Source organism: Pseudomonas sp. C2.3V (assembly GCF_058536325.1).
The window spans coordinates 2,683,244-2,696,994 of record NZ_JBZUBN010000001.1; the positions used below are offsets into that span (position 1 = coordinate 2,683,244).

Here is a 13,751-nt window from a genome sequence, read left to right on the forward strand (position 1 = left end):
GTATGGCGCGCTCGAGAGGATTCGAACCTCTGACCGCTCGGTTCGTAGCCGAGTACTCTATCCAGCTGAGCTACGAGCGCGCAACTTGGTGCTTTTATATCCAGACCACCACTGGTAAAACCGGGTGTTTTTTAAACACCCTTCAAAATGGCGCGCTCGAGAGGATTCGAACCTCTGACCGCTCGGTTCGTAGCCGAGTACTCTATCCAGCTGAGCTACGAGCGCGCTGAGGGTGCACATTATAGGCTCATATCTTTTTGAGTCAAGCGAATTTCTTAATAGAATCAGAGGGATAGAACTCTGAATCGCTTTTCCCGGAGCCTGTAACGTAAATGGCGGTGAGGGAGGGATTCGAACCCTCGACACCCTTTTGAGGTGTACTCCCTTAGCAGGGGAGCGCCTTCGGCCTCTCGGCCACCTCACCGCGACGGGGCGTAATATACGCGATTTTTTCCCGTATGCAAGCAAAAAGTTAAATAAAAATCAGATGTTAGGTTCTTGGTCCTTTTCCTTTTGAATTCGCTGGTAGATTTCCTCACGGTGAACCGCCACTTCTTTAGGAGCATTCACCCCAATGCGCACCTGATTTCCCTTAACTCCCAAGACCGTTACGGTCACTTCATCACCTACCATAAGGGTTTCTCCAACCCGTCGAGTTAGAATAAGCATTCCTTTTCTCCTTTCGTTCAGGACCACAGTCTGCAAAAAAATCAGGATCAATTCCGGGAACCCGCGATCCTTACTGATCTATTGACCAATACCGCCAGAAAGAAAGTTCCGGCGGCATGATCAAATCGATGGAAGGCATCCAAAAACGCCCTCCAGAGAGATTGGCTATTCGCTTACCCGAGCAGGTGCATCGAGTTCGAAAGCCGTGTGAAGAGCACGTACAGCCAATTCCAGGTATTTCTCTTCGATAACGACCGACACCTTGATCTCAGACGTCGAAATCATCTGTATGTTGATACTTTCCTTGGCCAACGCTTCGAACATTTGACTCGCCACCCCGGCATGAGAACGCATACCCACCCCAACGATTGATACCTTGGCGATCTTGGTATCACCGGTTGCCTCACGTGCGCCGATGGTCGCTGCCGTCTGCTTTAGGATTTCAAGCGCATTCTGGTAGTCGTTACGGTGTACCGTAAACGTGAAGTCCGTGGTGTTATCGTGCGAAACATTCTGCACGATCATGTCGACCTCAATATTGGCCGCACTGATGGGACCCAGGATCTTGAATGCAACGCCCGGGGTGTCTGGAACACCGCGGATGGTCAGCTTGGCTTCGTCACGATTAAAGGCGATGCCGGAGATGATCGGCTGTTCCATGGATTCCTCGTCATCAAGAGTAATTAGGGTGCCTGGACCCTCTTTAAAACTATGAAGTACGCGCAGAGGCACGTTGTATTTGCCTGCAAACTCAACCGAGCGAATCTGCAGAACCTTCGAGCCGAGACTGGCCATTTCCAGCATCTCCTCGAAGGTGATCTTTTCAAGACGACGTGCATGAGGCACTACGCGCGGATCAGTGGTATACACACCGTCCACATCGGTATAGATCTGGCATTCATCTGCCTTGAGCGCAGCTGCAAGCGCGACACCCGTGGTGTCAGAGCCGCCCCGGCCCAAGGTAGTGATATTGCCCTGCTCATCCACGCCTTGGAAACCTGCCACAACCACGACTCGCCCTGCCTTGAGTTCGGCACGGATACGATGTTCGTCAATGCTGACGATACGCGCTTTGGTAAAAGCGCTATCGGTCAGGATCCGGACTTGTCCACCGGTGAAGGACACGGCCGGAACACCCCGCTTGGTCAATGCCATGGCAAGCATGGCGATGGTCACCTGCTCACCTGTTGACACCATTACATCCAACTCGCGCGGGTTTGGCTGCGGCATGATTTGCTTAGCCAGGTCGATCAGACGATTGGTCTCGCCACTCATGGCAGAAACCACTACTACGATATCGTCACCGGCTTCGCGAAACTTCTTGACCTTTTCGGCCACCTGTTCGATGCGCTCGACAGTACCCACCGAGGTGCCGCCGAACTTCTGTACGATCAATGCCATTTGATTGCTGCCTAACGCGAGGGCGCTCATTTAACAATTCAGGTATACACCTGCCAAGGGCTCACAGAGCGCGATGCGAGCCCCATCGCTTATTCAATCACAATCCCGCTTCGGCAAAGCTGCGGGCCAACTCAAGTGCGCCTTCCAGCGCAGCCGGATCGGTACCGCCACCCTGAGCCATATCAGGGCGACCACCACCCTTCCCGCCCACATGCGCAGCAGCCTGCCTCATCAGATCGCCCGCCTTTAGTCGACCGGTCAGATCCTGGGTCACGCCCGCGACCAGCACGACCTTACCGTCTTGCTCGCCACCCAGCAGAATCACGGCAGAGCCCAGCTTGTTCTTGAGCTGATCGACCATAGCCATCAGCGCTTTGCTATCCAGCCCATCAAGGCGAGCAGCCAGGACCTTAACGCCCTTGATCTCGACGGCAGACCCCGCCAGGTCATTACCAGCTGCGCTGGCGGCCTTGGCCTTGAGCTGCTCAAGTTCCTTTTCTAGTTGACGGTTACGTTCAAGCACACCGGAGAGCTTATCGAGAACATTTTCACGACTGCCTTTGAGCAGGCCTGCCGCTTCCTTGAGCTGCTCTTCCGCCTTGTTCAGGTACGCCAGCGCACCAGCACCAGTTACCGCCTCGATACGGCGTACACCCGATGCCACACCGCCTTCACTGATGATTTTGAACACACCAATATCACCGGTGCGGGCAACGTGAGTGCCGCCACAGAGTTCAATGGAGAAGCCGTCACCCATAGTCAGTACGCGCACGGTATCGCCATACTTCTCACCGAACAGCGCCATGGCCCCTTTGCGCTTGGCGCTTTCAATGTCCATTAGCTCGATTTGAACCGTCGTGTTCCGGCGAACCTCGGTATTGACGATTTCTTCCAGCTCCTTGAGCTGTTCAGGTTTGATAGCCTCGAAGTGACTAAAGTCGAACCGCAGACGCTGACTATCAACCAGGGAGCCCTTTTGCTGGACGTGATCGCCCAGTACCTGACGCAGTGCGGCATGCAGGAGGTGAGTCGCCGAGTGGTTAAGTGCCGTAGCCTGGCGCACAGAGGCGTCGACTTGTGTTTCCAGCGTCTCGCCTACCTTGAGCGTACCAGCGGCAACCAGGCCATGATGCAGGAACGCACCGCCTGCCTTGGTGGTGTCACGCACATCGAAACGCTGGCCGTCAGCGAACAGATAACCGCTGTCACCCACCTGACCGCCCGACTCGGCGTAGAAAGGTGTCTGATCAAGCACCACGACACCCTCGTCACCTTCAACCAGTTGAGGCACCGGGCTGCCTGCCTTGAACAGCGCAACGATCTTGCCACTACCGGCGTGACTGTCATAACCCGTGAAGAGCGTCTCGCCCTCGACTTTGACCAAACTATTGTAGTCCACACCAAACGAGCTGGCCGAGCGGGCTCGCTCACGCTGAGCTTCCATTTCACGCTCAAACCCTTCCTCATCCAGGGTCAGGTTGCGCTCACGTGCGATGTCGTTTGTTAAATCAACGGGGAAGCCGTAGGTGTCATATAGCTTGAACACCACATCACCCGGGATCACATCGCCTTCAAGGCCAGCCAGATCCTGCTCCAGAATCTTGAGGCCCTGCTCCAAGGTTTTGGCAAATTGCTCTTCCTCGGTACGTAGAACGCGCTCGATATGTGCCTGCTGATCCTTTAGCTCAGGGAATGCCTGGCCCATTTCAGCCACCAGGGCCGCCACGATCTTGTGAAAGAACGTACCCTTGGCGCCGAGCTTATTACCGTGACGGCAGGCACGACGGACGATACGACGTAATACATAGCCGCGACCTTCGTTGGAAGGCAGTACACCATCGGCAATCAGGAAGCCACAGGAACGAATGTGGTCGGCTACAACCTTGAGCGAAGGCGCGTCATCATTGGCGCAGCCGATTGCCTGCGCAGAAGCCGCCAAAAGATTCTTGAACAGATCAATTTCGTAGTTGGAGTGAACGTGCTGCAGAACGGCACTGATACGCTCAAGCCCCATCCCCGTATCCACACTGGGCGCCGGCAACGGGTGAAGAACCCCGTCAGCCGTACGGTTGAACTGCATGAATACGTTGTTCCAGATCTCGATATAACGATCACCGTCTTCTTCTGGCGAGCCGGGTGGACCGCCCCAGATGCCTTCACCATGGTCGAAGAAGATTTCTGTGCAAGGACCGCAGGGACCTGTGTCGCCCATTGCCCAGAAATTATCCGAGGCGTAAGGAGCGCCCTTGTTATCACCGATACGAACCATGCGCTCGGCAGGCACGCCAACGTCCTTGGTCCAAATGTCGTAGGCTTCATCGTCGGTGGCGTAGACGGTAACCCAGAGCTTTTCCTGCGGCAGACCCAGCCACTTGGGTGAGGTCAGGAATTCCCACGCATAACTGATGGCGTCACGCTTGAAATAGTCGCCAAAGCTGAAGTTACCCAGCATCTCGAAAAAGGTGTGGTGACGTGCTGTATAGCCGACGTTTTCCAGGTCGTTATGTTTACCGCCGGCACGTACGCATTTCTGACTGCTGGTCGCACGGGTATAGGTGCGCTTTTCAAGGCCGAGGAAACAATCCTTGAACTGGTTCATGCCTGCATTGGTGAACAGCAGGGTTGGGTCGTTCGCGGGGATCAGCGAACTTGAGGCAACTCGAGTGTGCCCCTTCTCTTCAAAGAAGCGGAGGAAGGCTTCACGGATTTCTGCGCTTTTCATAAATTCTTCCAGACAGATACAGGGCTACAGCGCGCCAGCAAAGTCTTGCAGTATATCGGGACGGAGCGCCGGCTGTCGTCAATTTGCGATATAGGCGTTGCCTATTTGATTCAAGTGGATTCAGGCCTTGCGATAGGCGGCGAATGCCTCCAGCACGGTTTCAATGTTTGCGCTGGATACATCTAGATGCGTCACCAACCTTAACCGTGCGGCCGGGCTGACTACAATGCCTCTTTCTCGCAGAAAAGAAGCGAGTTTGGGAGCCTTATCGCCCGCGGCAAGGTAAACCATATTGGTCTGCACCGGCTCGACAGTGTAGCCCAGCTTTTCAAGTCCTTCAGCGAGGCGAGCTGCGTTGGCATGGTCTTCTGCCAGTCGGGTCACGTTGTGCTGAAGCGCGTAAAGTCCTGCTGCCGCCAGGACGCCCGCCTGGCGCATGCCGCCGCCAACGACCTTACGCCAGCGAATGGCCTTATCGATCAAACCCTGGCTGCCACACAGAACCGATCCTACTGGCGCGCCAAGACCTTTTGAGAGGCACACCGATACAGAGTCGAAGTGACGTGTAATGTCTTTTGGTGGAACGCCCAGCTTGACGACCGCATTGTAGAGACGGGCGCCATCCAGATGGAGTGCCAATTCATGCTCGTGGGTAAAGCGGCGTGCATCCGCAAGATAGCTCAGGGGAAGCACCTTGCCGTGCATGGTGTTTTCCAGCGCCAGAAGGCGGGTACGTGCAAAATGAAAATCCCTGGGCTTGATGTAGGACGCTACGCGATCCAGATCCAGGCTTCCGTCAGCCTCCATCTCGACTGGCTGTGGCTGGATCGAGCCCAGAACAGCGGCCCCACCGCCTTCATATTTGTAGGTATGCGCCAGCTGCCCTACTAGGTATTCATCACCTCGCTCGCAGTGCCCCATCAGCCCCAGCAGGTTGCTCATGGTCCCACTCGGCACAAACAAACCAGCCTCGAAACCCAGCTCATCTGCCAGATAATGCTGCAACTTGAGAACGTTAGGGTCCTCACCGTAGACGTCGTCCCCCACCTCAGCCTTCGCCATGATGTCGCGCATCGCTGGCGTAGGCTGGGTGACGGTATCACTTCTCAAATCGATGAGGCTCATGCAAACAGCTCCGGAAAGAGAAAATCCCGATGCTAATGCAAAGCCGCCTCGAAAATCACGAATTGTCTAAAGCTTTGGTTGGAACGATCAAAATCCCTGCGCGCAGACCGGGCCTTACGTTGGGATTTGGAAAGATGATCCTGGCGTCCGTTTCAGTGACTATCCACTTTTGAGAACCATCCTCTGCAAGCAGATAGCCTTCGGGCAGTGGACTGAAATTAGCGACATCGTCAGCCAGATGCAGGCGAAACGCTTCACTCTGCTTGATGATTTCTCGCGATACGTGAAACACCTTGAGCCGCTCCAGTGTTTGCGGCAACTCGGGCTCGCACTGCTCAATGATAGCCTTGAGTCGGGACTCGAGCTGACTGACATCGACTCCGGCATTCTGACCGAATGGACGAGCCTTTCCCAACTCAAGCGTAAAGGCTTCAGCCTGATGGGCCGCGTAGCTGTAAGCGCTGAAGGTGATACCAGGCTTGCTCTGCAATAGCACAGCGTCAATACCGGCGGCTTCGAGCCTGGCCATCTCGGCCTGCGAGTGCTCTCGCCCCTCGCTCCAGGGATACAGCGCAAAACGCTCAATGGCCGAACCACGGATTGCCGTATGCAGATCGTAATGCAGTCGAGCCCTGTCCGGCTCGCTGAAAAACTGTGCGACCAAGCGCTCCAGCTGATCGGCCCGCTGAGCTTCGAATCCTGACGTCAGCACATGCTTACCGTTGAACAGGCGATTCATATCCTGTTCGACAAAGCGAACATTACGCCGCATGGCTTCAGGATTGCCCAGAAGAAAGAGAATGCGAACACGAGGCTTTATCTCACCTCTCGCAATGCGTTTGAGCAGCCGATCCAGCATTTCGATAGGTGCTGTCTCGTTGCCGTGAATACCGGCTGAAAGCAGGAGGTCGACCCCTGCATCCGTTCCATTGGACGGCTTGACGAGCAAGGCGCCCTCACTCAACCACTGCAAGCGAATACCGCTGGAGGTGACCTGGATTTTTTCGGCTGGCTCTCGGCCAGCCAGTGTGAGTTCAAGCAGTTTGCCCAGAGAAAGACCGTACTGTTCCGTCATGATGATCCTGGCTGGCAAGTAGTGTTAGTCAGTGATCATGCCCACAACCACAATCTGGGCCATGCTCATGGTCCTCTTCGACCAGCTCCAGACTGAGCGCCAGTCCAAACTGGTTCACTGCCTGCGGGCGTAACCCCAGTACCGGGGTCTCAGCCTCATCTTCAAAGGACTCGGCATAGATCGTAAGCCCACCCTGTCCGTCTGGCTCCAGCCAGAGGTCACGGCCATTGATTTGAACAGCAACGCGGGCAGCACGCGCTTCGCGTCGCTCGCCTTGGGTGTCTTCGAGAATAAGGGACAAGCTTTCGATCATGTCTGTACTCAATCGATCTGGAATGGATAAACCGAACCCAGCTTCAAGATTTGTGTAAGCTCATCCAGAGCTGTTCGGCACTCGAATAGTAGCTGCGGATCGGCCAGATCGGATACGTTAAGGCGATCCCGGTAGTGAGTATCTACCCAGGTTACCAGTCGTGTATAGAGCTCGGACGTCATCAGCACACCAGGATTGACGGCTTCAAGCTCTGTCTGCTTCAGCGCTACACGTAGCCGTAGACAGGCTGGCCCCCCACCGTTCTGCATGCTCTGTTTGAGGTCGAATACCTTGACCTCGCGGATAGGCCCATCACTTTTGACGAGCTGATCCAGATATGTCCACACCTGAGCATTCTGGCGGCACTCTTCAGGCACGATCAGTAGTGTCTGGCCATCCGGCTTGAGCAGCAATTGGCTATTGAACAGGTAAGACCGTACCGCGTCATTGACGCTTACCTGACTACGGGGTACGCATACGGCGCGCAGCGTCCCGCCACGTCGAGCCAGCTTGTCGGTCAACTCCTTGAGCACGCGATCGCTTTCGAGGAAAGCATCCTCGTGATAGAACAATACTTCAGCATTGCCCACCGCGATCACGTCATTGTGGAAGACCCCCTGGTCGATGACTTCAGGATTCTGCTGAGCATAGACCACACCCTCTTCCGTCAGTCCATGCAGCCGCGCTATGGCCTGGGAGGCTTCCAGGGTTTGACGCGCCGGATAACGCTGCGGCGCCGGGTAGCGGTTGTCGAAAGCACTCCGACCAAACACGAAGAACTCTACGCCAGCCTCGTCATAGTCGCGGCAGAAACGTGTGTGGTTGGCAGCCCCTTCATCACCAAACTGGTTTACGGCAGGCAAGGCCGGATGATGCGCAAAATGCGTTTCATCACGAAACATGGCCGCCAGTACACGACTGGTCGTAGGATGCTCGATGCTACGATGAAACTTACTGTTCAGGTTGGCTGCCGTGAAGTGCACCCGTCCATCCGCCGTATCTGCGCTAGGACTGATGGTAGCGGCATTGGCCGTCCACATTGAAGAAGCAGAGCTGACCGAGGCAAGCAGCGGCAAGGCTTCCCTGGCGGCGCGCTCTATGACCTGAGCATCTGTCCCGGTGAAGCCCAGCTGGCGCAACGCAGCAACGTGGGGACGCTCCTGAGGCGCGAATACGCCCTGTTTGAAGCCGAGCTCCATCAACGCTTTCATTTTGGCCAGCCCCTGGCGAGCGGCTTCGCGAGGATTCGAAGTGAGCTGCCCATTGCTTTGAGAGGCTACGTTTCCATAGGAAAGCCCACCATAGTTATGGGTGGGGCCGACCAATCCGTCAAAATTGACTTCATAAGCGTTCATAGATGGACTCCAGGCAACAGTGTTGCCGGTAAATCAAGCGTGTCGGCTTCCAGCGAGGCGACCGGATAAGCGCAGTAGTCCGCCGCATAATAAGCACTGGGACGATGATTGCCGGAAGCGCCTATACCGCCAAAGGGAGCACTGCTGGCAGCACCTGTCAAAGGCCTGTTCCAATTGACAATGCCCGCGCGCGACTCGATCAGGAATTGTTCGTACCTCGCGCTGGATGACGAGAGCAAGCCTGCCGCCAGGCCAAAGCGGGTAGTGTTAGCCTCGCGTACAGCCTCGTCGAAGCTCTCATAGCGAATGACTTGCAGCAACGGCCCGAAGAACTCCTCGTCAGGACGATCGGCAACGCTGGTCACATCCAGAATGCCAGGCGTGAGCAAAGCGCTCTCAGCGTTGGGCTGAGTCATGGTCAGTAGCGGCATTGCACCCTTGGCCAGGAAACGCTCTTGTGCTTCAAGTAGCTGGCGGGCAGCGTCCAGAGAGATAACAGCCCCCAGGAAAGGAGCCGGCTCCTCATCAAACCGTCCTACTTGCAGCCTGGCCGCTGCCTGTACCAGACGCTCCAGAATGATGTCGCCCTGCTCCGTATTCGGTACTAACAGACGGCGTGCACAAGTGCAGCGTTGCCCGGCCGAAATGAAGGCAGACTGTACAATCGTATAGACCGCTGCATCGATCTGATCGACCGTGTCGACCACCAGCGGATTATTCCCTCCCATTTCAAGCGCCAGGATCTTGTGGGGGGCACCGGCAAACTGTTGATGGAGCAAGGCGCCCGTCCGGCTTGACCCCGTAAAGAACAGCCCATCGAGGTCAGGCTGCGCAGCCAAGGCAACACCAGTAGCGCGAGCCCCTTGCACCAGGTTGAGTACACCTTCCGGTAACCCCGCCTCGATCCAGCACTTGACCGTCATCTCGGCGACAGCAGGCGTCATCTCACTGGGCTTGAAAACAACAGTATTTCCTGCCAGCAAAGCCGGCACGATATGCCCGTTGGGTAAGTGGCCTGGGAAGTTATAAGGACCAAATACCGCAACAACACCATGGGGCTTGTGTCGTAGCCGCGTTCTAGCCTCGCCCAAGACGCCCGCCTTTTCACCCGTGCGCTCATGGTAGGCCTGAACTGAGATGGCCACCTTGTTTATCATACTGGTGACTTCTGTCGCAGCTTCCCAAAGAGGCTTGCCGGTTTCCACACCAATGGTATTGGCCAGTTCCTGACTACGCGCCTTGAGCGTCACTGCAAAGGTTTCGAGTACCTTGATACGCTCGTCCAGCGGCTTGCGAGCCCATGCAGGAAAAGCGGCGCGAGCAGCGGCTATAGCGTCCGATACCTGCTTGTCAGAGGCTTCGTTTCCATGCCAGATCACGGTTTGCCCGACAGGGTTGAGCGAAGTGAATTCGGCGCCTTCGCCAGCCAGCCATTGACCGCCAATGTAATGCGTACTCATGTCGTTTTCTCCTAGGGCGCTACTGACACTGCGCGGACCTGAGCGCCAGCAGACAGCTGCAGCCTTCTCGCCGTAACAGGGTCAACCACCAGTGTTCCAGAGGCTACCCGTGCAGGTGCAGCGGTAATTCGGCAGCCTTCTCGCTTACGGTTGTGAATTACATAGGGCTGGGCATCTTCGCCCGGCGTGCCGATGGACAAAACGAGTATCTGGCTATCCCGAATGGCACGAACCCTGTCGGTTTCGCATTCAATTGCCGGGCCCGCGTCGAAGATGTCCACATATCCCTGGTAGGCAAACCCTTCTGCATTGAGCATGCGAAGTGCAGGCTCGGTATCAGGATGGACGCGACCAATGACAGCCCGTGCTTGCTCTGAAAGGAAACACGTGTAAAGCGGAAACTTGGGCATGAGTTCGGCAATGAATGACTTATTGCCCACACCGGTCAGGTAATCCGCTTGAGAAAACTCCATCTTGAAGAAGTTACGCCCCAGGTTTTCCCAGAAAGGCGAAAGTCCTCGGCTGTCCGACACCCCACGCATTTCTGCGATCAGCTTATCTGAGAACAACGAGCGGAACTCGGCGATGAACAGAAAGCGCGCCTTGGACAACAGACGGCCGTTCAATCCGTTACGATGGCCTGCGTGCAGGAATAACGAGCAGAGCTCCGAATTACCGGTCAGGTCATTGGCCATGAACAGCGTGGGAATCCGCTGATGGATATTGAGTTCGCGAGAGGCACTGACTGTCAGCCCCACCCGGTAGTTGTACCAGGGCTCACGTAGACCTACGGCGCCGGCAATACCGGAAATACCGATAACGGTGCCATCGTCCTGCTCGAGTACGAAGAGATAATCCGCATCGGCACGCTCGACGTCGCCGCGGAAGGTTTTTTCAGCCCATTCCACCCGATGAGCCAGACGCTCTTCACTGGCAGGCAAAGTGGTAAGCCCGGCGCCTGTAGTGCGCGCAAGCTCGATTAGCGCGGGCAGATCCGCGCGGGTGACAGGACGAATGATCATATTCCCTCCGATGACCCAGGCCGGCGCTTCGCCGCGCCTGCGTCTGACGTGCCCTGGGCACGCACTACTCTCATGACGACAGCACGTATCATGGTTAAACAGCGACGAGCCGTACGGTATCGCCAGCCTTGACGTTGAGCGCGGCGGCGGCGGCACTCGACAGAACTGCCGGCGCTCCTGGCTCCCAATCGAGCTCGTGAACAATGGCACGGAAGTCCTGTAGCAGATCATTGCTGATCAGATAGGCACGGTTGCCGTCGACCGCATCCTGCACCTCCACCGCGACCACATGACTCCCTGCCATCGAACGGATGTTGTTGGTACGCGCATGCAACGTCGGACCGCCATCGAAAATATCGACGTAATTGTCAGTTTCGAAGCCTTCGCGGGTCAGGATATCGAAAGTGATCTGCGCACGTGGATGAACCTGGCCAATGGCCTCTTGGGCGGCATCTGTCAGCAACGGCACATAGATCGGATAGATCGGCATCAGCTCGGCCAAAAAAGTGCGACTCTTGGCACCGCAGATGCGCTCCGCTTCGGCATAGCTCACATCAAAGAAGTGACGGCCTACTGAGTCCCAGAACGGCGAATCGCCCTGCTCGTCACTCATGCCTACGATTTCGACCACGACAGACTCGGCAAATCGCTCGGGATGGCCAGCCATGAACATCAATCGACCCCGAGAATTGAGCTCGGCTATAGGGGTATCCAGAAAATCACGATCGATGTAGAAGCTGCTCAGCACACTGTTGCCCGTCAGGTCGTGGCAGAGTGAAAGCACATGCGTCTTATTGTGAATCTTGAGCTCACGCGAGGCATGGATAAAGGTCTCGTTGCGAAAGCTGTAAAACGGTTCGGAAAAGCCAGCCGTGGCAATGATGGCTGAACAGCCAACCAGACGCCCCGTGTCTGAATCCTCCAGAACGAAGAAATAACTTTCCTCGCCATTGAAGCTTACTTCGGCGGCAAAAGAGGCTTCTGAAACCCGGATCTTTTCCTTGAGCCGCTCGATGTCATCCGGCAAAGAGGTGACACCTACCGGACTGTCCGCGGCCAGATGCTGCACATGGGGCAAATCAGCTGCCCGAGCAGGTCGCATCACCAGCATGAAGTCACTCCTTCTAATTTTTCTAATTGAAATCGCTCTTGAATACCGTGGCGCCTCCCTGCGCCACGTTCAGGCTCAAGCCTGGGTAATGCGGGCCACAGCGCGCTCCAGTCGCGCCAGGCCTTCATCAATGTCAGCCTCGCTGATGACCAGACTGGGAGCAAAGCGGATGACATCCGGACCGGCCTGAAGCACCATCAGCGACTCCTCGTTGGCTGCCGTCAGCACTTCCTTCGCCCGACCTTTCCAGGGCTCGCTCAGCGGAGCGCCAATCAGCAGGCCCATCCCGCGCACACCGGAGAAGATACCGTACTTGCGGCCCATGGCCTCAAGCGCGGTACGGAAACGGTTATGGCGAGTCTTCACACCCTCTAAAACCTCAGGCGTGTTGACTACGTCCAGCAGAGCGGAACCGATAGCACAGCCGAGAGGGTTACCACCGTAGGTGCTGCCGTGAGTGCCTACCGAAAGATGTGCCGCCAGCTTGTCAGTTGTCAGCATTGCCGCCAACGGGAAGCCGCCACCAATGCTCTTGGCTGTGGTCAGGACATCAGGTGTGATGCCGTAGTGCATGTAGGCATAAAGGTGGCCAGTACGGCCTACCCCACTCTGCACCTCATCGAATACAAGCAGTGCGCCATATTGGTCGCACAGGTCACGTGCGCCTTGCAGATACGCCTGGTCACCCGGCAGTACGCCACCCTCGCCCTGGATAGGCTCGAGCACGACCGCGCAGGTCTTTTCGGAGATGGCCGCCTTGAGTGCGTCCAGATCGTTATAAGGCACATGGGTGATACCTTCGATCTTTGGACCAAATCCTTCCGAATACTTGGGCTGCCCGCCCACGCTTACCGTGAACAGTGTACGGCCATGAAAGCTGTTGGTTGCAGCAATGATTTCATAACGGCTTCCGCCACTGACGTCATGCCCATAACGACGGGCCAGCTTGAACGCAGCCTCGTTGGCTTCTGCGCCGGAGTTGGCAAAAAACACCCGGTCGGCAAAGGTAGCGTCAACCAGCTTGCGAGCCATGCGTAATGCAGGCTCGTTGGTGTAGATGTTGGATACATGCCAGAGCTTGTTAGCCTGCTCCATTAAGGCCTGCATCAGGGCGGGATGACCGTGCCCCAGTGCGTTAACCGCAATGCCGCCGGAGAAGTCGATCAGCTCACGCCCGGCCTGGTCCCAGATGCGTGAACCTTCGCCTCGGACGGGAATGAATGCGGCGGGCGCATAATTGGGCACCATGATCTGGTCGAAGTCGGTGCGTTGCACCGAGAACTGCGGAGCAGACATCGAAAATTCTCCTGCCTGTTGTGGGCTAGCGATGGAAGGATTGTAGGGAGTAGATCACGCCGGGCATTGCCGCTATGCGACAACTATTTACAGCGCACAACCAGCCAGCGGAGCGGCTTACAGATATGCGACAGAAAACATCGGCAATACGCAGTCTAGGGTGTACGGAGAGATGCGGGAAGCATCAGTAGATGCTCATCTT

11 protein-coding genes and 3 tRNA genes are annotated in these 13,751 nt (G+C 56.2%); all 14 read right to left on the reverse strand.

Going from position 1 to position 13,751, the window contains the following annotated elements; genetic code table 11:
* Window positions 1–3: 3 nt before the first annotated feature.
* Window positions 4–80 (reverse strand) — tRNA-Arg (locus AC4LF3_RS12750).
* Between the two features lie 68 nt (window positions 81–148).
* A tRNA-Arg gene (locus AC4LF3_RS12755) sits at window positions 149–225 on the reverse strand.
* Between the two features lie 108 nt (window positions 226–333).
* A tRNA-Ser gene (locus AC4LF3_RS12760) sits at window positions 334–424 on the reverse strand.
* A 59-nt stretch (window positions 425–483) separates the two neighbouring features.
* The gene (gene csrA / locus AC4LF3_RS12765; RefSeq protein ID WP_010794953.1) at window positions 484–669 is read right to left on the reverse strand and encodes a carbon storage regulator CsrA; all 186 of its coding nucleotides are present in this window, start codon (window positions 667–669) and stop codon (window positions 484–486) included.
* A gap of 165 nt (window positions 670–834) precedes the next feature.
* Window positions 835–2,070 (reverse strand): aspartate kinase, encoded by a 1,236-nt coding sequence (locus AC4LF3_RS12770; protein WP_010794954.1) that lies wholly within the window; start codon window positions 2,068–2,070, stop codon window positions 835–837.
* 97 nt (window positions 2,071–2,167) lie between these two features.
* Window positions 2,168–4,792, reverse strand: a complete 2,625-nt coding sequence (gene alaS, locus AC4LF3_RS12775; protein WP_491835420.1) for an alanine--tRNA ligase — start codon at window positions 4,790–4,792, stop codon at window positions 2,168–2,170.
* A gap of 120 nt (window positions 4,793–4,912) precedes the next feature.
* Window positions 4,913–5,917, reverse strand: coding sequence for a low-specificity L-threonine aldolase (gene ltaE / locus AC4LF3_RS12780; protein WP_491835421.1), 1,005 nt, complete (start codon window positions 5,915–5,917; stop codon window positions 4,913–4,915).
* Window positions 5,918–5,972: 55 nt separating this feature from the next.
* Window positions 5,973–6,992 (reverse strand): succinylglutamate desuccinylase, encoded by a 1,020-nt coding sequence (gene astE, locus AC4LF3_RS12785; protein WP_312271051.1) that lies wholly within the window; start codon window positions 6,990–6,992, stop codon window positions 5,973–5,975.
* A 28-nt stretch (window positions 6,993–7,020) separates the two neighbouring features.
* Window positions 7,021–7,305: a GTPase gene (locus tag AC4LF3_RS12790; RefSeq protein WP_491835422.1), complete on the reverse strand. Its 285-nt coding sequence runs from the start codon at window positions 7,303–7,305 to the stop codon at window positions 7,021–7,023.
* 8 nt (window positions 7,306–7,313) lie between these two features.
* Window positions 7,314–8,660, reverse strand: coding sequence for an N-succinylarginine dihydrolase (gene astB, locus AC4LF3_RS12795; protein WP_491835423.1), 1,347 nt, complete (start codon window positions 8,658–8,660; stop codon window positions 7,314–7,316).
* Window positions 8,657–10,120, reverse strand: coding sequence for a succinylglutamate-semialdehyde dehydrogenase (gene astD, locus AC4LF3_RS12800; protein ID WP_491835424.1), 1,464 nt, complete (start codon window positions 10,118–10,120; stop codon window positions 8,657–8,659). The genes astB and astD overlap by 4 nt, the downstream gene beginning before the upstream one ends.
* An 11-nt stretch (window positions 10,121–10,131) precedes the next feature.
* Window positions 10,132–11,142: an arginine N-succinyltransferase gene (gene astA, locus AC4LF3_RS12805; RefSeq protein ID WP_491835425.1), complete on the reverse strand. Its 1,011-nt coding sequence runs from the start codon at window positions 11,140–11,142 to the stop codon at window positions 10,132–10,134.
* 94 nt (window positions 11,143–11,236) lie between these two features.
* The gene (aruF, locus tag AC4LF3_RS12810; protein WP_010794962.1) at window positions 11,237–12,253 is read right to left on the reverse strand and encodes an arginine/ornithine succinyltransferase subunit alpha; all 1,017 of its coding nucleotides are present in this window, start codon (window positions 12,251–12,253) and stop codon (window positions 11,237–11,239) included.
* A gap of 75 nt (window positions 12,254–12,328) precedes the next feature.
* Window positions 12,329–13,549, reverse strand: a complete 1,221-nt coding sequence (locus AC4LF3_RS12815) for an aspartate aminotransferase family protein (RefSeq protein WP_219652369.1) — start codon at window positions 13,547–13,549, stop codon at window positions 12,329–12,331.
* Window positions 13,550–13,751: the final 202 nt, after the last annotated feature.

What these genes read in the sequence shown, in the direction of transcription:
- csrA (WP_010794953.1), bottom strand. Translation starts at nt 669, where the DNA reads ATGCTTATTCTAACTCGACGGGTTGGAGAAACCCTTATGGTAGGTGAT.
- AC4LF3_RS12770 (WP_010794954.1), bottom strand. Translation starts at nt 2,070, where the DNA reads ATGGCATTGATCGTACAGAAGTTCGGCGGCACCTCGGTGGGTACTGTC.
- alaS (WP_491835420.1), bottom strand. Translation starts at nt 4,792, where the DNA reads ATGAAAAGCGCAGAAATCCGTGAAGCCTTCCTCCGCTTCTTTGAAGAG.
- ltaE (WP_491835421.1), bottom strand. Translation starts at nt 5,917, where the DNA reads ATGAGCCTCATCGATTTGAGAAGTGATACCGTCACCCAGCCTACGCCA.
- astE (WP_312271051.1), bottom strand. Translation starts at nt 6,992, where the DNA reads ATGACGGAACAGTACGGTCTTTCTCTGGGCAAACTGCTTGAACTCACA.
- AC4LF3_RS12790 (WP_491835422.1), bottom strand. Translation starts at nt 7,305, where the DNA reads ATGATCGAAAGCTTGTCCCTTATTCTCGAAGACACCCAAGGCGAGCGA.
- astB (WP_491835423.1), bottom strand. Translation starts at nt 8,660, where the DNA reads ATGAACGCTTATGAAGTCAATTTTGACGGATTGGTCGGCCCCACCCAT.
- astD (WP_491835424.1), bottom strand. Translation starts at nt 10,120, where the DNA reads ATGAGTACGCATTACATTGGCGGTCAATGGCTGGCTGGCGAAGGCGCC.
- astA (WP_491835425.1), bottom strand. Translation starts at nt 11,142, where the DNA reads ATGATCATTCGTCCTGTCACCCGCGCGGATCTGCCCGCGCTAATCGAG.
- aruF (WP_010794962.1), bottom strand. Translation starts at nt 12,253, where the DNA reads ATGCTGGTGATGCGACCTGCTCGGGCAGCTGATTTGCCCCATGTGCAG.
- AC4LF3_RS12815 (WP_219652369.1), bottom strand. Translation starts at nt 13,549, where the DNA reads ATGTCTGCTCCGCAGTTCTCGGTGCAACGCACCGACTTCGACCAGATC.